Origin of the sequence: Pirellula sp. SH-Sr6A (assembly GCF_001610875.1) — a bacterium.
In the GTDB taxonomy this organism is placed as follows: domain Bacteria; phylum Planctomycetota; class Planctomycetia; order Pirellulales; family Pirellulaceae; genus JBKCUI01.
Genome location: NZ_CP011272.1, coordinates 2,700,448 through 2,724,320 on the forward strand (window position 1 = coordinate 2,700,448; position 23,873 = coordinate 2,724,320).

At 55.1% G+C, this 23,873-nt stretch carries 21 protein-coding genes and 1 tRNA gene; 14 read left to right on the forward strand and 8 right to left on the reverse strand.

All coding sequences use genetic code 11. From position 1 onward, the window contains the following. Positions 1-4: 4 nt before the first annotated feature. From aroA to VN12_RS10600, 3 genes are all read right to left on the reverse strand, one after another. The gene (gene aroA / locus VN12_RS10590; protein ID WP_146676773.1) at positions 5-1,324 is read right to left on the reverse strand and encodes a 3-phosphoshikimate 1-carboxyvinyltransferase; all 1,320 of its coding nucleotides are present in this window, start codon (positions 1,322-1,324) and stop codon (positions 5-7) included. A 38-nt stretch (positions 1,325-1,362) separates the two neighbouring features. Next, positions 1,363-2,616: a PQQ-binding-like beta-propeller repeat protein gene (locus VN12_RS10595; protein WP_168164328.1), complete on the reverse strand. Its 1,254-nt coding sequence runs from the start codon at positions 2,614-2,616 to the stop codon at positions 1,363-1,365. 83 nt (positions 2,617-2,699) lie between these two features. Continuing rightward, complete coding sequence (locus VN12_RS10600) at positions 2,700-3,854, reverse strand: HEAT repeat domain-containing protein (RefSeq protein ID WP_146676775.1); 1,155 nt, start codon at positions 3,852-3,854, stop codon at positions 2,700-2,702. 296 nt (positions 3,855-4,150) lie between these two features. Here VN12_RS10600 and VN12_RS10605 point away from each other — a divergent pair, with 296 nt between their 5' ends. Genes VN12_RS10605 through deoC form a run of 4 tightly spaced genes read left to right on the forward strand, consistent with a single transcriptional unit; the run spans position 4,151 to position 8,119 of the window. After that, entirely contained in the window at positions 4,151-5,305 is a 1,155-nt protein-coding gene (locus tag VN12_RS10605) for a helix-turn-helix domain-containing protein (protein ID WP_146676776.1), read from the forward strand. Then, positions 5,305-6,306 (forward strand): dihydroorotate dehydrogenase, encoded by a 1,002-nt coding sequence (locus VN12_RS10610; protein WP_146676777.1) that lies wholly within the window; start codon positions 5,305-5,307, stop codon positions 6,304-6,306. The genes VN12_RS10605 and VN12_RS10610 overlap by 1 nt, the downstream gene beginning before the upstream one ends. A gap of 58 nt (positions 6,307-6,364) precedes the next feature. Next, positions 6,365-7,330, forward strand: a complete 966-nt coding sequence (gene trpS / locus VN12_RS10615; protein ID WP_146676778.1) for a tryptophan--tRNA ligase — start codon at positions 6,365-6,367, stop codon at positions 7,328-7,330. A 57-nt stretch (positions 7,331-7,387) separates the two neighbouring features. After that, positions 7,388-8,119, forward strand: coding sequence for a deoxyribose-phosphate aldolase (deoC, locus tag VN12_RS10620; RefSeq protein WP_146676779.1), 732 nt, complete (start codon positions 7,388-7,390; stop codon positions 8,117-8,119). Positions 8,120-8,195: 76 nt separating this feature from the next. Here the strand turns inward: deoC and VN12_RS10625 are convergent, their stop codons facing one another. The 5 genes from VN12_RS10625 to VN12_RS10645 form a co-directional block, all read right to left on the reverse strand. Beyond that, positions 8,196-8,930 (reverse strand): DUF1080 domain-containing protein, encoded by a 735-nt coding sequence (locus VN12_RS10625; RefSeq protein WP_146676780.1) that lies wholly within the window; start codon positions 8,928-8,930, stop codon positions 8,196-8,198. Between the two features lie 130 nt (positions 8,931-9,060). Continuing rightward, a complete protein-coding gene (locus VN12_RS10630; protein ID WP_146676781.1) occupies positions 9,061-10,575 on the reverse strand; it encodes a PQQ-binding-like beta-propeller repeat protein in 1,515 nt (504 codons plus the stop codon). 52 nt (positions 10,576-10,627) lie between these two features. After that, positions 10,628-12,016, reverse strand: coding sequence for an ABC transporter permease (locus VN12_RS10635; RefSeq protein WP_146676782.1), 1,389 nt, complete (start codon positions 12,014-12,016; stop codon positions 10,628-10,630). A 16-nt stretch (positions 12,017-12,032) separates the two neighbouring features. Beyond that, complete coding sequence (locus VN12_RS10640; RefSeq protein WP_240491393.1) at positions 12,033-12,524, reverse strand: 3-hydroxyacyl-ACP dehydratase FabZ family protein; 492 nt, start codon at positions 12,522-12,524, stop codon at positions 12,033-12,035. A 53-nt stretch (positions 12,525-12,577) separates the two neighbouring features. Further along, on the reverse strand, positions 12,578-13,519 hold the full coding sequence (locus VN12_RS10645) for a hypothetical protein (protein ID WP_146676783.1): 942 nt from the start codon (positions 13,517-13,519) through the stop codon (positions 12,578-12,580). Positions 13,520-13,853: 334 nt separating this feature from the next. Between VN12_RS10645 and VN12_RS10650 the strand changes: the two genes are divergently transcribed. The 10 genes from VN12_RS10650 (at position 13,854) to VN12_RS10695 (ending at position 23,869) form a co-directional block, all read left to right on the forward strand. Then, entirely contained in the window at positions 13,854-14,882 is a 1,029-nt protein-coding gene (locus VN12_RS10650) for a DMT family transporter (RefSeq protein WP_168164329.1), read from the forward strand. 191 nt (positions 14,883-15,073) lie between these two features. Then, positions 15,074-15,268 carry a 30S ribosomal protein S21 gene (gene rpsU, locus VN12_RS10655; protein WP_146676785.1) on the forward strand — a complete coding sequence of 65 codons (195 nt, stop codon included), beginning with the start codon at positions 15,074-15,076 and terminating at the stop codon, positions 15,266-15,268. Positions 15,269-15,281: 13 nt separating this feature from the next. After that, positions 15,282-15,355 (forward strand) — tRNA-Val (locus VN12_RS10660). A 131-nt stretch (positions 15,356-15,486) separates the two neighbouring features. After that, complete coding sequence (rpmE, locus tag VN12_RS10665) at positions 15,487-15,732, forward strand: 50S ribosomal protein L31 (RefSeq protein WP_146676786.1); 246 nt, start codon at positions 15,487-15,489, stop codon at positions 15,730-15,732. 125 nt (positions 15,733-15,857) lie between these two features. Beyond that, entirely contained in the window at positions 15,858-16,934 is a 1,077-nt protein-coding gene (gene prfA / locus VN12_RS10670; protein WP_146676787.1) for a peptide chain release factor 1, read from the forward strand. 21 nt (positions 16,935-16,955) lie between these two features. After that, complete coding sequence (gene prmC, locus VN12_RS10675; RefSeq protein ID WP_146676788.1) at positions 16,956-17,855, forward strand: peptide chain release factor N(5)-glutamine methyltransferase; 900 nt, start codon at positions 16,956-16,958, stop codon at positions 17,853-17,855. Between the two features lie 54 nt (positions 17,856-17,909). After that, complete coding sequence (locus tag VN12_RS10680) at positions 17,910-19,517, forward strand: glycine--tRNA ligase (RefSeq protein ID WP_146679876.1); 1,608 nt, start codon at positions 17,910-17,912, stop codon at positions 19,515-19,517. 11 nt (positions 19,518-19,528) lie between these two features. Further along, the gene (gene priA, locus VN12_RS10685; protein WP_146676789.1) at positions 19,529-21,817 is read left to right on the forward strand and encodes a primosomal protein N'; all 2,289 of its coding nucleotides are present in this window, start codon (positions 19,529-19,531) and stop codon (positions 21,815-21,817) included. Positions 21,818-22,188: 371 nt separating this feature from the next. Continuing rightward, positions 22,189-23,310 carry a DUF1559 domain-containing protein gene (locus VN12_RS10690; protein ID WP_146679877.1) on the forward strand — a complete coding sequence of 374 codons (1,122 nt, stop codon included), beginning with the start codon at positions 22,189-22,191 and terminating at the stop codon, positions 23,308-23,310. A gap of 115 nt (positions 23,311-23,425) precedes the next feature. After that, on the forward strand, positions 23,426-23,869 hold the full coding sequence (locus VN12_RS10695; RefSeq protein WP_146676790.1) for a carboxypeptidase-like regulatory domain-containing protein: 444 nt from the start codon (positions 23,426-23,428) through the stop codon (positions 23,867-23,869). The last annotated feature ends 4 nt before the right edge of the window (positions 23,870-23,873 follow it).

Here is a 23,873-nt window from a genome sequence, read left to right on the forward strand (position 1 = left end):
GAGGCTATCGGTAGCAAGGGGACTGGCCAATCAGTTCCCCCATCACCTCAAAGTATCTCGGAAAGGTCTTGTTCGTGCATCGAGGGTCCAGAATCGTGATTCCGGGCGTACGCATTCCTATCAACGCGAAACTCATCGCCATACGATGGTCATGATAGGTTTCCAAAACGGCTGGGTGGTAGGCCCCCGGTTGGATTGTCAGTCCATCTTCGTGCTCGGTTACTTGCGCCCCGACTTTGCGAAGCTCTTTTGCCAAGTCACCGATTCGATCGGTTTCTTTATGGCGATTGTGAGCGACCCCGCGGATACGCGTTGGTCCCTCCGCGAACATGGCGATGGGAGCCAAGGTCTGAACCGTATCGCTGATCGCATTCATATCGATATCGATCCCTCGCAATGGTTTGCCAATGACTTCGATGAAATCCTCACCGTAGATGGCCTCGCATCCCATCTTTTCCAAAACGTCGACGAATCCAACATCCCCCTGCAAAGCCCCTCGCGAGAGACCTTGCACACGCACTCTTCCACCGGTGATCGCCGCTGCCCCCCAAAAGTAACTTGCTGCCGAGCCATCTGGCTCGATCGCATATTCGCAACCCCGGTAGTGCATCGGTGCATTGATCTTGTAATGGAGGTTGGCCGAGTTCTCCGATGGATGGCTCTCCACCGAGACGCCGAAGGATTGCATCACAGCAGCGGTCATCTCCACATAAGGCTTGGACACCAGTTCCCCGGTTACTTGAATGGCAATCGGGGCTCGCGCATAGGGAGCTGCCATCATCATTCCGCTCAAGAACTGGCTGGAGACATTCCCTGCGACCTGAGCGACGCCGCCATGGAGCCCACGACCGTGGATTCGCACAGGGGGGCAGTTGGGGTTGGACTCGTTTTCGCTGCGAAGGTCGGCACCTAGATCACGCAATCCGTGGATGAGATCTGCGATGGGCCTTTCGCGCATGCGAGCTACGCCGTCAAGTCGGTATTCGCCTTGGGTTGCGGCCAAGGCTGCCGTTAGGAATCGGATGGAGGTTCCGCTATTCGCGATGAACAAGTCACCATGAGGCGTGGGGGGTTGACCACCACACCCTTCAATCCGTACTACCTCCGCTTGTTTGTCCCAATGCAGGGTGAGGCCAAGGGTTCTCCAAGCCTCGATCATCACTTCGGTATCCTCGCTTTCGAGGACACCCGACAGAACGGACTCTCCCCGAGCCATCGCAGCACAGATCAATGCGCGGTTTGTGATACTTTTCGAGCCTGGGACACGCGCTTTCCCCGACACGGGTGCAGCGACTGGTTCAAACTGAACGGATTGAGGTTTCACCGAGAATGCGTCTAAAGTGTGAGGGAAAGGAGAGAAAACTACTCTGCAATTTTCCAAAGCGATGACACGCTGCGGACGAACATCGCGTTACCCGAGATAGCAGGCGAGCCGAGCACTTCTTCGCCCAGCGGATTCGTTGCAAGTTTTTCACCACCCTCAACTCCGAGTTTCACTACCGAGCAGACGCCGTCTTGCGAGAACAGATAAAGTCGATCTCCAACGATGACGGGAGAGGACCAAATGCTTCCTTCCGCGATGCGGAGCTGCCACACGACCGCACCGGTGTATATATCGCTGCACACGAGCACCGTTCGATTGACGGTATACATCCGTCCGTCCTTCACGAGAGGTGAGCAAGCATTCGAATTGGCTTTGTTCGATGTCCAGAGCTTGCTCGGTGTCCCGGAGCTAGATAGATCGAAAGCGGTGATCCCGCCGGCTGGAACGTAGAGTTTATTTTCAAACACAAGAGATGATGGGACGGGTGAGCAAGCTGTTTCCAATCGCCAAACAAGGGAACCATCTTTGGGTTTCACGGCCAAGACATCGTCACCCGAATGCATCACGACGAGTTTCTTTCCTTCCGCGTCGGTCATGGAAGTCGGAGAGGACCAATTCGCTTTGGTGGGGCGATCGATCTTCCAGAGGATTGCGCCGGTTTTCGCATCGAGCCCGGCCGCAAACGAATCCCCTTGGCATTCGATTTGGATCACACACACGCCATCGATGAGCAGAGGAGAAGAGCTCATTCCCGTGTCGTTGGCAGCTTTCGGGAACTCCGAAGTGAGAGATCGATACCAGAGCAAGTCGCCTTGGAGTGACACGCAGGCCAAGTCATTGGAGCTAAAGAATGCGTAGACGTTCTTGCCGTCCGAGGCGGGAGTCGGCGCTGCATTGGCACTGGTCGGGTGTGAGTAGGGGCGACCTCGCGCGATCAACTCTTGCTCCCAAAGTTTCTTGCCGTCCTTCGCGTCAAAGCTGAGCAAAAAGAGACGGCGTTGGTCCATCCCCCCGCTGCTGGTCGTGATGATTTGGTCTCCAACGACAATCGCTCCCCCAACCGATCGGCCTGGGATATCGACTTTCCAAGCGACGTTCTTCTTTGTCTCTCCCCCGAATTCGACAGGAAGACTCACGCCAGACAGGACAGGGTTCGCCGTTTCGCCGCGGAATTGCGGCCAATCGGCGAGTGCATTCGTTAGGGGCAACACCAGCGGACCGACTGCTACAGCCGAGCTCAATAGAAAAAGGGCGAAGGATCGTTGAATCGAAAATGATTTAATGAAAGACATGTCAGACGGTCCGGATAAATAGGAATCGCACGTTGAGTTGGAATCGGTGAAGGAGTGAGAGCGAGCCATTCGCATTCCGCAGATCAGTTCTTTGCGACTGGCTGGATCGCTTTACCTGTGGAGTCGGTGATGCGGACCATGAATTGGTACCCTTGTGCCCAGGATTCCTTTTGCTCGTTTTGACAGAGCTTGATCAGAATTCGATTAGGCCCCTTCTTCAACTGAATCGGTTCGATGTATTGATCGATCTGAGACGCGGAGTGGTAGACTTCGTTGGCCATCACCTGTTTGCCGTTCACCCAAGCCTTTTGACCGATAATAGAACCCAGCCTCAGTTCTGCGGGGCCTTCGATCGGGGAATCGAATTCGGCGGTGGCGTAGACGATACAACCCTTTTCGTTGTTGTAGAGTTTGGCCAGATCGACACTTCCGTCTTTGTCATACGTTGTGTGTTCGATCCAACGGACTTCGCCGTGCTTCCCTTCGTAAGTATCGGCGGTCTTGCCCGCAATCCAATCCGTTTCGACGGGAAATACCTTATTGAAGTTTTTGGTGCCGACGTGATCAAATGGCCCGATCAAACGAAAGGACTTGAGGAAGCCGAAGTGTTTGGCTTGATCGATCTCTTTTCCTGCGTCAGCCAGCGATTTGATGATGGTCGAGACTTGAATGGGATGCCGCGCATTTTCGAGCAACCGGAGAAGGGGCTCGACTTCCTTCGTGGTGGGAAGGGCAGCTTCGATCGCGGCGAAGCGGAGTTCAGGGCTCGGGTCGTCCTGCATTTGAGCGAGCCAAGTTTTGCGAGCATCGGGGTTCAACTGCGTGAGCCACTCGAATACTGTAGCTCGGGCTTCACCGTCTTGATCTCGATCGGCGAGAAATCGTTCCAGCGCGGCCTTCATGTCCTCGGGTGATTTGGAAACCAGCTCTTTCTTGTAGGCATGGCTGGCGAACCCCATGAGCCAGTTCTTTCCGATGGGGGTGGCACCGCGCATCGCCTGCAATGTTTGGAGAAGCGTGAAGGAACCCGACGTGCGGATCTGTGCGGCAAGCTTGCCGGCTTTCAAGGTATCGGAGTCCCCGACATCCATTTTGGCCAGTTCTGCGAGCGATGCTGGAACCGACGACTTCGAGTCTTGAGCTACTCCGGATTGCATCAATAGGGTTGAGCAAACCGCTGCACCGAAAAGGACTTGGATGCCGTGGAAAAATCGACCGGGAAAACACGTAGAAGTCATCGAGGAGGCCGCTTATGGAAGTTGGAAACTCAGTCTGCCATAGAGTATCAGATTTTTTTGGAAAAACCGAATTGGAATCGAGAAGGGGGGGCGAATCGCCGCAGTGCGAGTCTACTTAACTTTTAAGGGGATTTTGGTATCCTGTAAGTCCCCTCGTCGAGACATTCTGTCGTGTTATCAGGTATCTTTATAGAGATGCTGGGCCGCGATAGCGGTTCGATGGGGAACCTTTTCCAAAGGCTGCGCCTGCTGGCGATAGCGAGCACTCCTTCTGCAAGAAAGTTGAAATCAGGATCATGCGGTACGCATTCCGATTAGCAGAACTGTTAGGACATACCCCCGATCGAAGGAAGCGACCGGGGACGATCAAGGCGATTGTCGAATACACGGGGTTGGACCGTCACCAAGTCGCTGCGTTGCTGAAGAACGAGGCCAAGTACATACCGATCGAAGCGTTGTCGCGGCTTTGTGATTACTTGATCGAACATGGTTACGCCCGAGCGGAAGAGCTCCCCGGTGCGCTGTTTGCCGTGACTCCTGAGAACTTTTGGGAGATGCTCGCCCGACGAAGCCGGCTGGAGATTTGCGTTGGGGTTCGCAAGCCGCCCGATGACGAAAACGCTGACACCGCATGGATTGTAGCGTCGGACAGTGTTTTGGCTGGAGAGGTTCTCAACGGTGTTTCAACGTTGGGAGGGACTGCCAAAGCGGTTTCTGGCAAGAAGACGGCGGGCAAAGATGTTCCCCACATCGAACACTTGCGTCAGACACTGGTTTGGAGTCCGGGGACCATGTCGACCGAGCAGGTCCACGCTCGCTCTCAGAACGTCTACGATGATTTTTCGGAGATGAATGGCGACAAAGCCATGGTCTGTTTGGGGTCGGTGAAGAGCAACCCGACCGTGGAGCTGGTGTTGGCGAATGCGTTTGGATGCGATCCGTTCGTCTCCCAGGACGACGTGGAGAAGGCTTCCGATCGCGCTTGTCCCTTCTTTCTCCGATATCGGGATCACGATCCCCATCCTCCGGCTTGTTCGGCCGGGCGTCAGCTCAGCAAGTCGGAGAAGTCGACGGAGCCGGGGCTATACTACGAGAAGGCGGACGGAACTTGGGAGTTCGCAGGGGGAGCCACGCCGGGCAAAGACGCTGCCTTGGTGTTTTACATCTTCCGCGAGTCCTTGGGACGGCTGGAGATGGTGTTGAGCGGATTCTCCGGACGCGCTACGCGATTGCTTGCACGAACCTTGGCGCACCGCGCCGAAGACTTCTGGCCACCGACATTCCACGAGAATTACTTGCAAGTCGGTGCTTACCTCGTGCAGTACGAGGCCGAGGATTCCGCGGACGCGTCGCTGGATGTGCTCGCAACCGACACGATGGCCAATGCGACGATCATTCCATTGCCCACCGAAGCGATTGCCAAGCGTTTGGGTAAAGGCCAACCAGGTTGATGAATCCTACGGTTCCCTCACCCCAATCGGCTCAGTCCGAAGCGCCTGAATCGGGTCAATCCGTTGACAGAAATGGATCGGCGTCCACCGTCAACTTGTCGGTTCAGCTCGGTCGACTGACGCTGGCCAACCCTGTCTTGGTAGCCTCCGGGACGTTTGGATACGCCAAGGAACTCGCCGGGGTGGTCCCCTTTGAACGCCTGGGGGGGGTTCTTCCTAAAACGATCACGCAGAATCCTCGACCGGGCAATGCCCCTTGGCGGACGGTCGAGACCAGCGCGGGGCTGCTCAATGCCATCGGATTGGACAACGATGGCATCGATTATTTTCTCGCCAACCACTGGCCCTACCTCCGCACCTGCGGCGCTAACGTCATTGTCAGCATTGCAGGCAAGAGTCTTGAGGACTTCATTGCACTGGCCGATCGATTGAATGCGGCCGAGGGCCTTCAAGCCGTCGAGCTCAATGTATCGTGTCCCAATGTCGCGGGTGGAGTCGATTTTGGGACCGATCCGGTTCTATGCCGACAAGTTATCGAGGGGGTGCGAGGCGTGCTTTCATGCCCCATCATCACGAAACTGACTCCCAACGTAACACGCATCGTCGACATTGCCAAAGCGGCTAAGGATGGTGGAACCGATGCAGTTGCATGCATCAACACAGTTCTCGGTATGGCCGTCGACTGGCGCAAGGCGAGGCCATTGCTCGGCAACAACGTCGGTGGACTCAGCGGGCCAGCGATCAAGCCCATCGCGCTGCGCTGCGTGCATCAGGTCGCTAGCCAAGTCGATGTTCCGATCATTGGAATCGGAGGCATCGCGAACCTGGACGACTGCATGGAGTTCTTGGTCACCGGAGCGAGCGCCATCCAAGTGGGAACGGCCAACTACTACGACCCGTTGGCCAGCATTCGGATCCTCGAAGGCTTGGCGGCCGCCATTCAGTCCCTCGGCAAGACTCGGGTGCAAGATGTTGTTCGAACTTTGCAGTTGAATCGATAGACCAGTTTCTATCTTGGAACTGGTTCGGCTTATTCAAGAAAAACGAAACAAGGAATCCATGCGGGTACTAAGCGGAATACAACCGACCGGTCGGTTTCACTGGGGGAATTACTTCGGCGCGATCAAGCAGTACATCGAATTGCAGCATGACCACGAAGGTTATTACTTTATTGCGGATCTTCATGCGTTGACCACGGTCCGGGATGCGGAGGTGTTGCGAGGCTACGTCCGCGATGCCGCGTTGGATCTGCTGGCACTCGGACTGGATCCTGCCAAAGCGACCTTGTTCGTGCAGTCGGATATTCCGGAGGTATCGGAACTCTGTTGGCTGCTCATGACCGGGACTCCGCTAGGTTTGCTGGAGCGGTGCCATGCGTACAAAGACAAAAAGGAGAAGGGGATCAAGGCAGATGCAGGATTGTTCACTTATCCCGTTTTGATGGCAGCAGACATCTTGGCTTACGATGCGAATTGGGTTCCTGTCGGAGAGGATCAAGTCCAGCACATCGAAGTTTGCCGCGACTTGGCCCGAAGCTTCAATGCGCACTATGGCGAAGTCTTTACCATGCCTGAAGCGAGGATCGTAGCGGATGCTGCCAAGGTGCCTGGCACCGATGGTGAGAAGATGAGCAAGAGCTACAACAACACCTTGGGCCTCTTCGAACCGGCCAAAGACTTGCGAAAGAAGATTATGCGGATCAGCACCGATTCGCGTCCGATGGAAGATCCCAAAGACCCTGAAACCGACCATTTGTTTCAGCTGTATCGACTCTTTGCTACGCCTGAACAGACCGAGGAAGTTCGCGAGATCTATTTGCGAGGGGGATTCGGATACGGGGATATCAAGAAGCGACTTGCCGACGCCGCCGACGCTTACCTAGATCCGGCGCGTGCACGGCGAGCGGAATTGGAAGGGAACCCAGATCGAGTCGATCAAATCCTTCGCGAGGGGGCCGAGCGAGCCAGAGCGAGAGCGAGGGCGGTATTGGATCGAGCCCAGCGAGCTTGCGGGCTTTCTCGATAGCGATTTCGTCAAACCAACCACGTTCCCGACAATCTTACTTACGGACACCGACTGAATATGCTTGACTACACCTACGCCGACCTTTCCAAGATGATCGACCACTCGTTGCTCAATCCGACCTTGACGGTGGAGCAATTGGAGTCGGGTATCGATTTGGCGATCGCATACGACGTCGCGAGCATCTGCATCATGCCCTATTACCATCGACGTTGCGTCGAGCGGTTAAAGGGGACGTCGATTGCCCCGAGCAGCACGGTAGGATTTCCTCATGGTGGGCACACCACGCGAACGAAGCTGATCGAGGCGGAGCAGTTGATCGAGGATGGTTGTATGGAGCTGGACATGGTCAGCAACATCAGCGCCGTACTTAGCAGCAATTGGCGGCTGGTTCGTGAAGAGATCGGCGCCATGACCCGTTTAGCGCACAATGCTAATCGGAAGATCAAAGTGATCTTCGAAAACTGCTACTTGAGCGACGCTCAGAAGATCGAACTCTGCCAGATTTGTTGCGAACATAGTGCCGACTGGGTGAAGACGAGCACGGGCTATGGAACCGGTGGTGCGACGCTCGAAGACCTCCGATTGATGCTGGATAATGTTTCAGGTGGCGTGCAGGTCAAGGCAGCGGGGGGAGTTCGAGACTGCGATGCGCTCCTTCATGTACGGAGCATGGGAGTCACCCGCGTGGGAGCCTCGCGTACAGCGGAAATTCTTGGCGAGGCCCGTCAGCGGCTAGGGCTCCCTCCGATTACCGTAGCCTCATCCCCTTCCGCCAACCCCGGCTACTAGCAGTGTTCGTCTGCAAGTAGCGGTCATCAACCTAACGCTCGTGCGCGGCAGCGATCGCAGCGCCGCAAACGGGGATCTATTGCAGATCCTTCAAGCGAATATTTCGGAACTCGGTCCACATGGGTTTCCCAGCGTGCAACTGGAGGGCGATAACCCCTTCCGAGAGAGCTAACGCTGGGTCGTTGTCCGTGAAGTCGAGCACCAGCTTTCCATTCATGAAATGCTGAACGTTGTTGCCTTTGGCTCGAATCGTCACTTCATTCCAGTCATTCAGTTTGAAGAGTTTTTCGTAGGCAGCGGCGTCGATCAATGTCTCTTGGACCTTCTTACCATCTTTCTCCCAAGATGCCTTTTCGCCCGTCAAACAGATACGGCCTCGCTTGCCACCTTCGTCGTAAATGAAACCCGACACGTTCGGAAACTTCACCTCATTGCGAAGCTCGTGCTGGTATCCTCGCACGACCCATTTGTTCTTCGCCGAGTTGTCTGTGATATGTTTGGACCGATATTGAACTCCGGAGTTGTTATCGGCCGTGCATCGAAATTCGAACTTGAGTTCAAAATCCTTTGGCTTCCCTTCGGTCCAGATCAGGAACGTATTCCCCTTGGCAGGATTCTCGGCCGTTGTTTCGCCGTGGATGATTCCGTCTTTGACCGACCAGTAAGCCGGATCACCGTTCCAACCTGTAAGATCTTTCCCGTTGAAGAGCTGTCGATAACCGTCCTCCGAAGCTGCAGGGGTGGACGATTGTGCGTAAAGAGGTTGGCAGATTGCCGCAAGTGCTAGCGCGAGTAGTGTTCTGCGAATCATAGTGGATCCTGCTGGAGAGTTCAGGTAGTGAAGGGGGAGTACAGCAAGCGTCTATTGTAGTGGACAAATGGCGGGGGGTTCGACGAAAGTGCGTGCGAGGTCCCAACGAATGGGGGTGGGTGCGTTCCGATTACTTGGATTGCGGGATGATCCAAAGTTCCGATTCACCTCGCAACAAGAGGTGATCTTGTGTTGGAACCATGGTGGATCGAACAGTGAGCTCAGTCTCGATGGTTGCCAGTTGCTCAAACTCGCGGCTCGCTCGAAGGACTTGGACCGCGCCGGTGTGGGAGACATTCATCAGCAGATCACCCAAGATGATCGGTGAACCGGAGTAATCTCCCCCAATACGTTTGTTCCAAAGGACCTTTCCATCGGCAGCATCTACACACGAGACAATCCCTGCATCGCTCCACAGGAAGAGAGTGTCGCCAGTCGCCAGCGGGGAAGGAACATAGGGGGCCGATCGAGTGACGCGGAATCGCTCTTTTTTCTGAACTAGGTCAAACGCGACGAGACGGTTGTCACGTCCGCCACCCGATCCATGGGTACCGAGTAGCAGATCCCCAGCGATAACCGAGGAGGAGCAAACGCGTTGTGTGAAGCAGTCATGATTCCAAAGAATTTCCCCGGTCGCAGGATTCACTCCAAACATTCCTTGCAATGTCGTGCTGCATACCAACTCCTTTTTCCCGTCATGCTCCCAGACTGCGGGGACTCCGTAGCACACGCGCGATGTAGGGAGTTTGGTCTCCCAACGGGTTTCACCTGTCCGAAAGTCGACAGCGGTCATGCGATCGAATCCGGGCGCGACTCCAGCCGGCAACTCTTCAGAGTCTTGGCTGTTGAGCAGGATGATCACGTCCTCTACCCGAATGGGCGATGTTCCAAATCCATGCTGCGACACATACCGACCGAAGTCTCTGCTCCAGACCTCTTCACCGTCATGCGAGAACGCTTTGAGAAACGTGTGTTCCGGATCGGCCCAAGCATAGTAGACATTCTCCGCGTCCACGCAGGGGGTGGACGAGGCGTAGGAACTGAACTTGTGCAGCGCGTGCACTTGCGAATCAAACGACTTGCTCCAAGCCACTTCGCTTTTTTTCAAGTCGACGGCAATCGCGTAGCGGGCAGCCGATTTCGGGTCGGCGGACATCAAGAACGCGCGATCCCCCCACACAGCGGGCGAACCGTGGCCACTGCCCGGCAAAGAAACCTTTTTGACCGAATCGTTTTTCCAAGGCACCTCGACGCCGTTCGCAGGTGCAACTCCTTGACCGTTTGGTCCTCGAAATCGAGTCCATGATTCGAATTTGTCTTCCGAATAACCAACAGATGCACCCAAGCAGCATCCGAGAGACAACGCCACCAAGCACAAAGCACTGGTCGATTTCAGGCGGGTTAAATGACCGTAGAGTCCTGCGATAGCCAGTGCGAGGAAAATCAAACCCAGTCCGTACCAGACAGGAGCGGGGACTCCTAGCCATTGAATTTGGGAGAACCATTGGTAGGCGAAGGCGCAGAGTGCGATGAAACCGCCGTACAACGAAGTAAAGATCGCGAGAAGCAGCATCGACCATCGGCGCCTTGCTTGTGCGACCTCGAAGGTTTCCGATTCTGCGTTGCTGGTATTCTCGTGAAACATCGTACAGCTCTGGTGGGTTGGGGGAGCGGGAAGGGACCTGTCGCTGGGAGTGTTAGTTCGCTTGCAAGGCGCGGCGCAGGAGCTGAGCGATCGAGCGAACACCGTCTGTGCGGAGCAATCCAACGCGGTAGATCCTGCCTGCCAGGACGACCATGCCCATTGTACTCGCAATCATCAGGATGGCGGCGGCGATCGGCTGCCAAACGGGAATCGCGACCCCGGTGGCCAATCGGAGGACCATGGTCAAGGGACAGCTCGGTGGAAAAAAACTGAGGGCTGTGGCAACACCGCCGTTTGGGTCCCGGACTGCGATGAACCAGACCATGACGGGTGCCATCAACACCATCCAGACCGGCAGCAAGAGGGCTTGAGCCTCTTTCAGTTCATTGACCGAGGCGCCGACCACCAGAAAGATCGAACTAAAGAAGAGCACCCCTAGAATTTGAAAGAGCAAGAACCAAGGGATCAATGGGAGAGGCACTGCCGACAGCATATCTTGTTGACTGAGGACAAATATTCCACCCGCGCCATACAAAACAAAGATAACCAAAGAGCCCGCGACATTTCCAAGGAGTTTTCCTCCCATCAGTTGCGTCGGCGTCACCGCTCCGATGAGAACTTCGGAAATGCGAAGAGACTTTTCTTCCATAGCGCTCTCCAGCATCGGCTGCGCTGCCATGAGGATCACCATGAACATCAGCATCATCACCCCGAAGGGCAAGAACATCGATTTGAGTGCGTCGATGGGAGACTGCGGTTTGCCGCCGCTCGACTTGTCGATCGGTTTACTCGCCGCGACCTCGACTCGCGACTCCAATAGATTCAACACCGCAGGGTCGATCGAATCAAGTTGGAATTGTTGAATCCTCTCCTCGCGTACCACTTTGCTTAACAACTGCGCGCACCAAAGTCGGGCCTCGCTCATCATCGCATCGTTGGCATAGAAGACCGGTTGTTCCGCCGACGGCGATGATGGAAGCCCCCGTCCTGATGTACTATCGGAGGGGCCTTCGACCAATTCCGGTGGCTGCATCAAAGATGCGGGGATCTCCAGCAATCCATACAGATCACCCCGACGGATTTGCTCGCAGTACGAAAGACGAGTCTCTGCATCGAGCTGAGGCTGATCCGAGGGAGCGAAAATCCACTTGTCCGCATTGCCGCCGAAAGGGGACTGCATGGCCCCTTCGTCTTGTCCTTGGTTGGCATCGAGTTGTGTCGCGCGGGCGGCCGCAGCGTCCTCCAGGACTTTGAGAATCCGACCTGTGCCATCCGCGACGACGATCTTCAATTCTCGGCCACCTCCTATTTTTTGTAGAAGCGGCATGAGGAAGAGGCTGCCAAACATGAGGACGGGCATCATCACCATGCTGAACAAGAAAGCTTTTGTTCCAACCATCGCGACGTATTCGCGATAGGCGATGATCCAGAGCTTGGCCATATTGAACCTTGTTGGCTTAATCTTGGTGCACGAGTTTGTTTAGCTCCTTGCGCATCGACTCTTTCATAAACTCATCCAGGGCAGCGAGGTCGGGATCTTTGTCTGCCAAGCTCGAGCGTGAAATGATGAGTCGAGCCGAAACAGCGACAACGTCCCCTTTGGTACCGGCCGCCTTGATCGTTACCGTTGCATCGTCGCTTTTGAGGATCTCGGCGTGAATCACGAGCGACTGACCCGGTTCCATGAAGTCCGCGAATTTGACGTTGCGAGCTTCTTTGAGAGTGAGCAAGGAATGGCGAAACTTATCGGTCGAGCGGATCAACCAGCAGGACGCTTGGAAGAGCGCTTCCAACATCAGAACGCCCGGCATCACTTTGAACAGTGGGAAGTGATCGCGCAGGTAGTCTTCGTTGCCATGGACGGTCAAAGTCGCTCGGATGCTCTCTCCCGGTTTGATTTCGAGAATGCGATCAAGCTGCCGGAAGCGCATTTGGGTTTCTGTGGCCATGGCGAGGGAAATTCGTGGTGTGGTGTTCGCGGAAACTGCCGTTGGAAGACGCGTCAGTTTACGGGACCCGAGCCATTTCGTGAATCCGTCGACCGCATCCGTTTCATGCGTCGGTGGATTAGCCATGAAGTTCCGAGCAATGCAAGGCTTCCGCCGCCAAAGGAACGCAGGAATTGCCAGCTCGATCGATCTTGCTGGATCGGGAGCTTGGTTCGCGATACGAAGACATCACGGTTTTCCAAGTTCCCGATAAGATTTTTGCGGTGCAGCAGCTTACCGGCATCCACCAAGCCTTTGGCCAACGATTCCTTTACAGTGTGCCCGGCCGATTTCTCGGAACGAACCCACCGCGTGGCCCCGTCCGACTTGCCCGTGTAGCGACCGCATCGAGCGTCGAATTCAGGGAGTTGGCAATAAAGCGTATGATCGAACTCTTCCAATTCATGAACCTCTCCGTCGTGAATGTGCACCGTGGGAAAGAAGAGTTCTTCGCCGTGCCGCGAGTCGAACTCGAAGGCCATGGGGTGTGGACGTCCAGATCGGCTTTTCAGTTGAAACACGACGAAGCTGTAGTCCGAATAGATCGGAATCTTGCCCCAAGTCTCGGGTGAAATGGAAAACTGAGGATCGAGTCGCCGAAAGTCCTCAACTTGCGGCACAACGGACGCGACGAAGGATCCGACTTCTTGAACTGCCAGTTTCGGAGCGGCGCTGGTGGGGGCCGGGAGCATGGCACGCGAGGTAGTGCTGAATTCATTCCTAACAGGAAAAGCACGATTGAGGTCGCGAAAAAACTGGGGATAACCACTGAAATCGACGAAGCGTACCGATTTTTCACCAGCTCCCGCGACGGTTGGAATAGGCAGAATCATGGCGTTGTCCACCGCCGATTCGTACTGCATTTCGTAGACGATGGCTTGCCGTTTCTCCGAAACGAACCGGGCGAAGATCTGAGTATTGCCGACGAATTGGACGGGTTGAGCGAAGCAGCACATGCTGGAGGAACTCCTGAGACGAGGGGTGCGAAACAAGAACGTTCGGGGCGTTGAGCTTTCGAACGGGGAAGCTTTCAAAACGATGGACGAAGGCAACGTACAGCTCGTTCCCAAAAACGAACTGCGACTCCAAGATCGTGGCTTGCTGCGACCGCGAAAATCTCTAGGCTCGTTGAAACTTTATGGCTGAGAAGCGAACGAGATGGCGACGGCCTTGCTCTCTATGGCTAGATAGACTTCCTGCGATTTGAATCCTCCTCAACAACCGAGAGCACATTTTGGTCGAGCAACGCAATGAACCTGTTTGCAACCAGGCATGGACGGTGAGTTCATCTTGAAGAATCCCACTACGATTCCTTGGACACCAGCAACCCGCTGGAATTCGGCGATCCGCTGGAATCCTGCGGACAGTTTTCTCCTGCTGACGGCGTTGCTTTGGGGGATCAACATCCCGGTGGTCAAGTTCGCCACCCAGCACATGGATGCGATGACCTTTAACGCATTGCGAATGATCCTGTCGACCCTCACGCTTGGGATATGCTGGCGATGCGAGGTTTGGTTGTCCCGGCGACGCTCCGCGCCGGCGTCAGAACCTGGCTCGCAGGCAGGGCCCAAAAGCCAGGCAGCACCCCATAAGATTGGAATCCAGGAGAGCGAGGTCACGAAGCCCCGGTTTATGGGTGGGCGGATCGTTGGATTCGCCCTATTGAGCGGGCTTCTTTATCCCTTGGCATTCATGGAGGGAATCGATCGCACCACGGCGGGGAACACGGCCCTCCTTCTCGCAAGTATGCCGATGTGGACCGCACTCCTTTCGAAGCTGGTGTATGCCGAGCGTCTGAGCCGCCTGACTTGGATCGGATTACTCGTCACCTTTGTCGGCACATTGCTCATCATCCAAGCCCGGGGCGGGGTCGATCTATCTCGGGAGCATTTGGTTGGAAATTGCTTCATGCTGGCAGGCGCGATGACTTGGGCGAGCGCCACGGTGGTGAGCATGCCGCTGCTCAAATGGATCAGCCCGCTGCAGCTAGCATTCTTCAGCGCCCTGTTCACCACCCCGATCCATGTGGGGCTCCATTTCGAGTCGATTTTGGATTGGTTGCCAAGGCTGGGGGAGCCGAGCCTGCTCTCGAGCGTCCTGTATTCAGGGGTTTTGTCGACGGGGGTAGCCTATGCGACCTGGAATATTGGGGTACGGAAACTGGGTGGCTCTCATGCTGCCGTCTACCAGAACTTGGTCACCATTGTGGCCGTTCTGATCAGTTGGTTTGTTTTGGGGGAGCCTGTGCTGGTATTGCAGGTGGTCGGAGGAGTCGTGGCGATTGGGGGGTTGGTGCTGATTCGACGGGGTAGGGCTTGAAAAATCTCCCGAAATGAAAAAGGTTTGAAACGCCCTAGACCGAAAGAGACGAGGAAGTTATAGTTCTCGATTCTCGGTTTCCGCCGAGAAAAAGCGGCGAGTTCGCCTCGTTGAGAGACTTGATTGTTCTGAATTCACATAGTTCCTTTCGATGCTTGCCATTCGAAACGTAGTATTGTCGGAGAGAGTGCATGGTTAAGTTGTTGGTCCGCGACCGCGAAACGATCCAGGAAGCAGTGCGACGATTTCGCAAATTGGTCGAGCGCAGCGGACTCAAGAAAGAGATGCGTCGTCGCGAGTTTTACGAAAAGCCGAGCGAAATCAAGCGACGCAGCAAGCAGCGAGCCGAGCGACGATCGCGACGCATGCGATTGCTAGGCCTGTAGACAAGAGAACATCGGGCGAATAGCTCAGTTGGTTAGAGCGCCACTCTTACAAAGTGGATGTCGGGGGTTCGAGTCCCTCTTCGCCCATTTTCAGATAGTCCCGAGCAGAGTTGAGTGTCCGCCCAGTGCGGTGTCAACGCACGGTTTCAACAGATAGATATCCAGTATCCATTGAGAGCTTCGCTAGCCGAAGCTGTTAAGAAGGTTGTTGTAGAGCCATGAAAGACGGAATTCATCCGAACTATCAAGAGATTACGGTTACCTGCGGTTGCGGAAACAGTTTTGTTACCCGCAGCACCCGCAAGGAACTGAAAGTGGACATTTGCAATGTTTGCCACCCGTTTTACACCGGCAAGCTGAAGTTCGTCGATACCGCAGGTCGGATCGAGAAGTTCCAAACCAAGTTCGCCGCTGGTACCTACGCATCCCTTCAGTCCCCCAAGAAGGCTGCCAAGAAGAAATAGCTGCTTGAGCCTCGATCGGCTCGGTCCCCGAGCGTCTTTATTGGCTCTGGCAATCCAAATTCAAAAACCGTCGCAGATTGCCGTGTGAGGCCTGCGGCGGTTTTTGCTTTTAGGTCTTTAACTTTATGAATATTCGCGAACAACTTGATCAAAACCTCGCTCGCTTTGAAGAGCTTGAGCAAATGATGTCCGACCCCGAAGTGCTCGGCGGGGACTCCAGCAAAATGGCCGGGATCCTTCGCGAACACGGCGGGCTGCTCAAAGCGGCGTCCAAGTACCGTCGTTACAAGAAGCTGGGTGAAGAGCTGAAAGAGCTCGATGCGATGCTCCAGTCCAGCGACTCCGACGAACGCGAAATGGCGCAGGAAGAAATCTCTAAACTGCGAGAAGAGCGGGAGACGATCTGGAACGAACTGCTCGATATGAGCATCGGGGGCGAAGACGCGAACCGAACGCGATGCGTGATGGAAATCCGCGCCGGGACAGGAGGTGAAGAGGCAGCTCTCTTCGCACGAGACCTTTACGAAATGTACAAGCGGCACGCCGACCTTCGCCATTGGAAGGTCGAGATCATGGATAGCTCCATCAGCGAACGGGGTGGGTTCAAAGAAATCATCCTCGGTCTCGAAGGGGAAGGGGTCTTTCGCGAGCTGCAATTTGAAAGTGGCGGTCACCGCGTGCAGCGCGTTCCCGAAACGGAGGCGCAAGGCCGAATCCATACTTCGGCGGCCACCGTTGCGGTGATGGCAGAGCCCGAGGACATCGAAGTCGAACTCAAACCGGAGGACTATCGCGTCGATAAATTCTGCGCGTCCGGCCCAGGCGGTCAGCACGTCAACAAAACCGAATCGGCCATTCGGCTCACGCACTTGGAAACGGGAATTGTTGTTCAGTGCCAAGACGAAAAGAGTCAGCACAAGAACTTGGCTCGCGCCATCCGCGTTTTGAAGTCTCGGCTCTACGAGGTCAAACGGGAACAGGAGCTCAAGCGGCAATCCGACCAGCGCATGTCGTTGATCGGCTCCGGAGATCGCAGCGAGCGGATCCGGACCTACAACTTTCCCCAAAACCGGTTGACCGATCACCGCATCAATTTGACTTTGTACAAGCTCGATCAAATCATGGCGGGGAACATGCAACCGGTGACCGACGCGTTGCTGGAATACGAACGCTCAACGCTTCGCGACGACACCGATACCTAATTGCACGGAAGGCTGCTGGATATGAGCGATGGAAAGGGAGCTGCGCCCGAGCCGTGGACCATCCTGCGATTGCTCCAATGGACGACGGAGCATCTTCGAAAAAGTGGTTCACTCTCCCCTCGACTCGACGCGGAAGTGTTGTTGGCGGAAGCCCGGCGATGCCAGCGGATCGAGCTCTACACCGCGTTTTCCGAAGAGCCTCCCGAGGAAGTCAAAGCGCGATTTCGGGAGTTCGTCAAAAAGCGAGCAAGCGGCGAGCCCGTCGCTTACTTGGTCGGCAAAAAAGAGTTTTACTCTCTCCCCTTCACCGTCAGTTCAGGGTGTTTGATTCCGCGCGGCGAGACCGAACATTTGGTCATCGCATGCCTGGACCGGATCAAGACGCTGCGCAACGCAGATCCCGACCGCGCCTTTGCCATCGCGGACGTATGCACGGGGAGTGGATGTGTCGCGGTAAGTCTCGCTAAGAATCTGCAGAACGTTTCCATCCGAGCGATCGACATCTCGGACGAGGCGCTCGCTGTGGCACGCCGCAATGTTGAGGACCATGGCGTCGCCGGCATCGTCGAAGTTTCCCAAGGGGATTTGCTCGACGGGGTAGCTCCCGCGTCTCTCGATTTTGTCGTTTCCAATCCACCTTATGTCAGCGAGCAGGAGTTCCAACAACTGGATCGATCCGTACGCGAATACGAGCCTAAGATTGCGCTCGTGAGCGGAGATGCCGGGACCGAGATTATCGACAAATTAGCCCATCAAGCCATTGAGCGATTGAAATCTGCCGGATGGTTTCTATGCGAGTTCTCCCCGATGATCGCCGACCAAGTGGAATCGAATCTTCAACAAGACGGTCGGTGGGGAAACATCACCGTCCTCAAAGATTTAGCGGGCCACAAGCGATTGATCGCGGCTCAGAAGCTGTAAACTACACCCTTTCGTTCCTTTCCTTTCACACCAGAGACGTCTTCAGCCATGCAAATGGAAAAACTCGTATCGCTCTGCAAGCGACGCGGATTCATGTTTCAGTCGAGCGAAATCTACGGCGGATTGAACGGCTTTTGGGATTACGGTCCCCTGGGAGTGGAGCTTAAGCGGAACATCAAAGATGCATGGTGGCACGATATGTGCCAAGGCCATAATGAATTGGTGCAGCCTCAGGGGGCACCGTCACCCTATGAAATGGTGGGACTCGATTGCACCATTTTGATGCACCCTCAAGTTTGGAAATGTTCCGGTCACTACGATCTGTTCCATGACTTCATGGTCGATTGCCGTTTGAGCAAGAAGCGATATCGGTTCGATCAAGTTCGGGGGAAGTGGGTCTCGCGAGGCGAGCAAAAAGTGTTCGTGACCGTTGTTGCTGATCCTGAAAATGAGAACGACGAAGTGACGCGGCGCGCGCTGAAGTTCTTCAATTTGCGCAGCAAGAATGCGGATGAGCTAACTCTAGCGGACTCCTTCCAATCGCTCGACAAACTGACCGCGGAAGAGCGCACGTTCGTCTTGGCGCCGGACGCGAACGAAATCAATACACTGACCGACCCTCGCGAATTCAACTTGATGTTCAAGACCTACGTCGGTGCATTGAGTGGTGAAGAGGGAGCGGCGTTCCTGCGACCAGAAACGGCTCAAGGGATCTTTGTGAACTTTAAGAATGTCCTCGACAGCACTCGCGTGCGTGTTCCGTTTGGTGTGGCTCAGGTCGGCAAGAGCTTCCGAAACGAGATCACCCCTCGCAACTTCACCTTCCGGTCGCGTGAATTTGAACAGATGGAGATCGAGTTCTTTTGCCATCCCGAACAATCTCCTGAGTGGTACGCGTACTGGAGGAACCGCCGCTTGAAGTGGTACACCGAGCTCGGTCTTTCCGGCGATCGATTGCGAATGCGCGAGCATGATCAAGACGAGTTGAGCCATTACTCGTGCGGGACCGCCGATATCGAATATGCGTTCCCATTCCTTCCCGAAGGGGAGTATGGCGAACTCGAAGGGATTGCGCACCGGGGGGATTTCGATTTGCGATCCCATTCCGAGGGCAAGCTGGATCCGCGTGAACGGCCTCTCAAACTGGAGTTGAACGAGCACGGTCAACCCAAGCATCGAGGCAGTGGTAAAGACCTTTCGTATCGCGACGATCTCACCAACGAGCGCTATATCCCGCACGTCATCGAACCGTCGGCAGGTGCCGATCGCGCGACATTGGCGTTCTTGTGCGAAGCGTATCACGAGGACCAGGCGCCTGACGAGGATGGCAAGATGCAGTCGCGTGTCGTCATGAAACTTCACCCCCGCATCGCCCCTTACAAGGCAGCCGTATTCCCCCTCGTCAAGAAAGACGGCATGCCCGAGATAGCGAAAGACATCTACGGAGCCCTCAAGAAGAAGTTCAACGTCTTCTACGATGAAAAGGCTGCAGTCGGTCGTCGCTATCGACGTCAAGACGAAGTCGGGACCCCGTATTGCATCACGGTCGACTCGCAGTCATTGCAGGATCAAACCGTCACCATTCGCGACCGCGACACGCTCGAACAATGGCGGGTCAAGGTGGATGATGTCGTCGCCGAAATCGAAGGTCGCGTCTCCTAACGCGAACATCCATGGAGTTGCACCAAGGGGAATTGTTTCCAGACGATCGAGCGCCGTGGGAGATTGATGCCGCCAACGAAACTCCATCCGCGTCGGTCGTCTTTCCCGAGGCCCCCTATGGTCCATACGATTACCGGATCCCCGACGAACTAGCGGGGATCGTCCAGCCCGCGATGCGCGTCGTCGTCCCTCTCGGAAAAGGGAATCGAGAGATCGTCGGCTATGTTCTGTCGATTCAGATGGCGATGGTCCCGCAAAGCAGTCTCAAACCGATTCTGCGAACAGTGGATCACGAGCCCCTTTGCAATGGATCGTTGCTCCAGCTCATTCAGTGGATGAGTCGCTACTACTTGGTGCCGTTGGGGCAAGTCTTCGAGGCGGTGATACCTGCCGGCGTGCGTGCCGGGGCGGGGACTCGCAATCAGACCCTTCTCAGGCCTTCTGAATTAGCGAGTGAAGAACGGGCAGTCACGGCGCTGCCAACCAAACAACGTCAAACGCTCCAGCAGTTGATACTCGCCGATGAGCCACTTTCGATCGAACAACTAAAGCATCTCGCTCAATGTTCGGATGGAGTGATTAAGAAGCTCCGCGATATCGGTCTGATCGAATCCTATACGGAGCGAGTCATGACCTTTGACGCATCGACAGTACCAGGAAATTTCGAACGAATCCCTGCACCTGCATTATCCGCCGATCAGCGACTGGCGTTGCAGACCATCTTCCAGTCGATCGAATCGGGAGAGCATTCGACGATTCTTTTGCATGGTGTGACCGGGAGCGGTAAAACCGAAGTCTACATGCAGGCAATTGAACAAGTCGTTTCGTATGGCAGACAAGCGATTGTCTTAGTCCCAGAGATTAGTCTTACACCGCAAACGCGAAGTCGATTTCAGCACCGCTTCCAGTCCGTTGCCGTCCTTCACTCCAGCATGAGTGGTCCTGAGCGACATTATCAATGGCGCCGAATTGCCGATGGACATGCGCAAGTCATCATTGGGCCACGGAGCGCGATCTTTGCACCCGCTCCTTATTTGGGATTGGTAATCTTGGACGAGGAGCATGAGAATACTTTTAAACAAGAGACTGTACCGAGGTACCATGCGAGAGACGTTGCGATTCACCGAACGGCTCTTGAAAAAATCCCGCTGGTTCTGGGATCGGCAACCCCCTCGCTTGAGACCTTTCATCGCGCCCGTCGTGGGCAGTTCCGAATGGTGTCCCTCCCAAGGCGCATTCTGAATCGACCATTGCCCGAAGTGACAACGATCGATTTGCGATCGACGCGAATCGACGTCAATCGGGGTTCGTTGTCGAGACCTCTCTTGCAAGCGATCGAAAGAACGTTGGCCGAAAAGGGTCAGACCATTCTTCTATTGAATCGCCGCGGCTATGCCACCTCGATTCAGTGTCCATCCTGCGGACACGTCGTGAGTTGTCCCGATTGCGACCTCCCGTTAACCCACCATCGCGATGGAAGCAAGGCGACGTGTCATTACTGCGATTACACGATTGCTGCCCCCAACGTTTGCCCGAAATGCGGATTCGATGCCATCCGATTCGCCGGATTGGGGACACAAAAATTGGAAATGGAGGTTCAAGCTCGCTTTCCAGACGCGGTCATTGCACGAATGGACTCCGACACGATGAAAAAGCCGGGGAGTCATGAGCGAGTGCTCGCCGAGTTTCGCGGCGGGAAAGTTCAGATTTTGCTCGGCACCCAAATGATCGCCAAGGGATTGGACTTCCCGAATGTGCTGCTGGTTGGCGTGATCAATGCCGATACCACACTGCACTTCCCTGACTTCCGAGCCTCGGAGAAGACATTTCAGTTGGTCACACAAGTCGCGGGGCGGACCGGTCGCGGCGATCGAGCCGGCGAAGTATTGGTTCAGACTTACTCACCGGACCATCCCGCGATCGTGGCGGCTTGCAAACACGATTACAAGATGTTCTCCAGCCAAGAACTCAAGCAGCGTGAAGAATTTGGTTATCCACCCTTCTCGTCATTAGCTCGAATCATCTTTCGAGGGCCTGATCAGGTCGAAGCCAATGAATTCGCCGAAGGGGTGGTAAAGAAGATTCAGCTAGAGATCGCGCGCGTCGGGGCCAAAATTCGAGTTCTCGGCCCTGCACCTCCCCCGATCGCTAAATTGCGGGGGCACTATCGATTCCATGCGATGCTGATTTCTCAGGACGCCGCCGCACTCAATGCTTTGCTCTCGCGTATCCAGTCCTCCACCAAACCGCCGGGTGAGAATCTCTACCTCATCGACATCGATCCCCAGGACATGCTCTAGACTCCCGACGGCAGACCGTCTCAAGCTCGCACACGAGTCAGCCGAAGCCGCACCTTGATACCGCCGCGGAACTCAATCATTTCCGCCCCTTGTCCGCCCGTCTTCGCCCCTCCCCCCTCTTTTGGTGGTGAAAATAATTCCCAAAGTAGTGCAACAAAGAAGATTAACCTGCCACTAAATGGCATTTTAAGCGCGTTTCCAAAACAGGTTATTGCTTTAGTATCGAATCTTATTTTTTCGTAGATTACTTTCTCTCAAAAGGCGCGCAAAGCGCTTTATCTAACCCTAGTTAGTTTGATAAGATCAAAGCTCAACCTTCGACAGCGAGCCGGAGGGTGGTCTTCTAATCTTTGTTCTTCGGAGATTTCGAAATGCGGCGCTCATGGAATCCATCGCGACGGGGCTTTACGTTGGTCGAATTGTTGGTGGTCATCGCCATCATCGGCATTTTGGTCGGACTTTTGCTACCAGCCGTTCAAGCGGCGAGGGAGGCGGCCAGACGGATGCAGTGTGGGAACAATCTGAAACAGTTGGGATTGGCGATTCACAACTACGAATCCGCCTTCAAACGATTCCCCGCGATGCAGTTGGGGACAGGAGGGGCACACCCGGGTAGCGTCCAAGGCGCGGCGCAAAGAGTTTGCATGTCCGGTCATTACGCGCTCCTTCCTTTTCTGGAGCAGAACGCCTTGTTCCAAGATATGAGCAACAACAATCTGGAGCCATGGAATGGAAACAACGTTTATCGCGTTCGTGTCCCGTTTTTAGAGTGTCCCAGCAGCAGCGGTGTCTCGGAGCCAACGGATAACAACAGAACGCGTGGTCTTTCAAACTACGGTTTTTGCGCGGGCGACAACTATGCGATGTCGCAGATTGTTCAAGGCTCAACCGAAGAACGAAACGATGCAGCACTCTCCGGTCAAAAACGCTCGATCAACAACCGTGGAATTTTCGGACGATTGAATTTCCCCAAGATCGGTGAGATCTCGGACGGGACCAGCAACACGGTGGCGGTGGCTGAGTTCCGACGTCCTAATTCGCAGCAGTCGATCGGGATGGTTCTCTTGATCGCCAGCGACCCAGCCACCTACGCTCCCCTCAGTTGCAAAGCGCAGTGGAATGGTCGTACGTTTGTGAATCAATCGCTCGTGTTCACCGGGGATACCGCTCGTGGCTATCGAGCTTGGGCGGGCAACGTCTTCTTCAACGGTGTGACTACGATCCTTCCGCCAAACTCTCCCTCGTGCATGGTGAGCAGCGGCTCGGTTTCCCCACACTGGTTTGGTGGTATCTATAGCGCAGGTAGCGAGCACACTGGGGGAGCGCAGATCGCCATGGCCGACGGTAGCGTTCGATTCGTTTCCCAAAACATCGACTCCGGGAATGCTGCGGCTGTCGCACCTGCGGCTGGTGGCGGAGGGATCAGCCCCTTCGGTGTCTGGGGAGCGATGGGGACGAAGGCCGCGGGCGATGTCTTCTCCAACGAACTCTAAGATCGAGTCTGTTCACGAATCGAGCCGAAGCCCGTGGGCTTCGGCTTTTCTCGAGCGGCTCCGGTGAAGCTGCTTGTTTAACAACCACCTATTCCCTTACTTAACGATGCAATTTATGAGTCTGTCATTTCTATCACGCTCGATGTTCTGTCTCGGCGTTTGTAGCTTCGCCGTTTGGTTGGGTTGCGGACCGAAGAGCGATCTTCCGAAAACGGTCAAAGCGCAGGGAGTCGTGACCCTAGACGGCACACCCGTCGACTTGGCCACCATCGTTCTGATCCCCGATGCGGGGACTTATAGCGCCGCAGGCGTCAGCGACAAAGATGGCAAGTTCGCGTTGAAAGCCTTTGACGAAAAAGCGGGCGCTGTTCCAGGCTCGTACAAAGTCGAAATCACGAAAACCGTGGTCCAAGACAAAGGAGAAAAAGGTGGAGAAGCCGTTGTCAATGTGGCCTATGGCCTCCCAAAGAAGTACTCCACATTCACCACCTCAGGATTGAAGCTCACGATTCCCGATCAAGACACGACGGACATCAAGTTTGAACTAACCTCGAAATAGTCCG

Bases quoted from the DNA above. Each gene is read 5' to 3' on its own strand.
- rpmE (WP_146676786.1), top strand. From the start codon at position 15,487: ATGAAAGACGGAATTCATCCGAACTATCAAGAGATTACGGTTACCTGC.
- VN12_RS10680 (WP_146679876.1), top strand. From the start codon at position 17,910: ATGGAAAAACTCGTATCGCTCTGCAAGCGACGCGGATTCATGTTTCAG.
- VN12_RS10600 (WP_146676775.1), bottom strand. From the start codon at position 3,854: ATGACTTCTACGTGTTTTCCCGGTCGATTTTTCCACGGCATCCAAGTC.
- VN12_RS10630 (WP_146676781.1), bottom strand. From the start codon at position 10,575: ATGTTTCACGAGAATACCAGCAACGCAGAATCGGAAACCTTCGAGGTC.
- trpS (WP_146676778.1), top strand. From the start codon at position 6,365: ATGCGGGTACTAAGCGGAATACAACCGACCGGTCGGTTTCACTGGGGG.
- rpsU (WP_146676785.1), top strand. From the start codon at position 15,074: ATGGTTAAGTTGTTGGTCCGCGACCGCGAAACGATCCAGGAAGCAGTG.
- priA (WP_146676789.1), top strand. From the start codon at position 19,529: ATGGAGTTGCACCAAGGGGAATTGTTTCCAGACGATCGAGCGCCGTGG.
- VN12_RS10595 (WP_168164328.1), bottom strand. From the start codon at position 2,616: ATGTCTTTCATTAAATCATTTTCGATTCAACGATCCTTCGCCCTTTTT.
- VN12_RS10690 (WP_146679877.1), top strand. From the start codon at position 22,189: ATGCGGCGCTCATGGAATCCATCGCGACGGGGCTTTACGTTGGTCGAA.
- deoC (WP_146676779.1), top strand. From the start codon at position 7,388: ATGCTTGACTACACCTACGCCGACCTTTCCAAGATGATCGACCACTCG.
- VN12_RS10605 (WP_146676776.1), top strand. From the start codon at position 4,151: ATGCGGTACGCATTCCGATTAGCAGAACTGTTAGGACATACCCCCGAT.
- VN12_RS10635 (WP_146676782.1), bottom strand. From the start codon at position 12,016: ATGGCCAAGCTCTGGATCATCGCCTATCGCGAATACGTCGCGATGGTT.
- VN12_RS10645 (WP_146676783.1), bottom strand. From the start codon at position 13,519: ATGTGCTGCTTCGCTCAACCCGTCCAATTCGTCGGCAATACTCAGATC.
- VN12_RS10640 (WP_240491393.1), bottom strand. From the start codon at position 12,524: ATGGCCACAGAAACCCAAATGCGCTTCCGGCAGCTTGATCGCATTCTC.
- prmC (WP_146676788.1), top strand. From the start codon at position 16,956: ATGAGCGATGGAAAGGGAGCTGCGCCCGAGCCGTGGACCATCCTGCGA.
- VN12_RS10625 (WP_146676780.1), bottom strand. From the start codon at position 8,930: ATGATTCGCAGAACACTACTCGCGCTAGCACTTGCGGCAATCTGCCAA.
- VN12_RS10610 (WP_146676777.1), top strand. From the start codon at position 5,305: ATGAATCCTACGGTTCCCTCACCCCAATCGGCTCAGTCCGAAGCGCCT.
- prfA (WP_146676787.1), top strand. From the start codon at position 15,858: ATGAATATTCGCGAACAACTTGATCAAAACCTCGCTCGCTTTGAAGAG.
- VN12_RS10695 (WP_146676790.1), top strand. From the start codon at position 23,426: ATGAGTCTGTCATTTCTATCACGCTCGATGTTCTGTCTCGGCGTTTGT.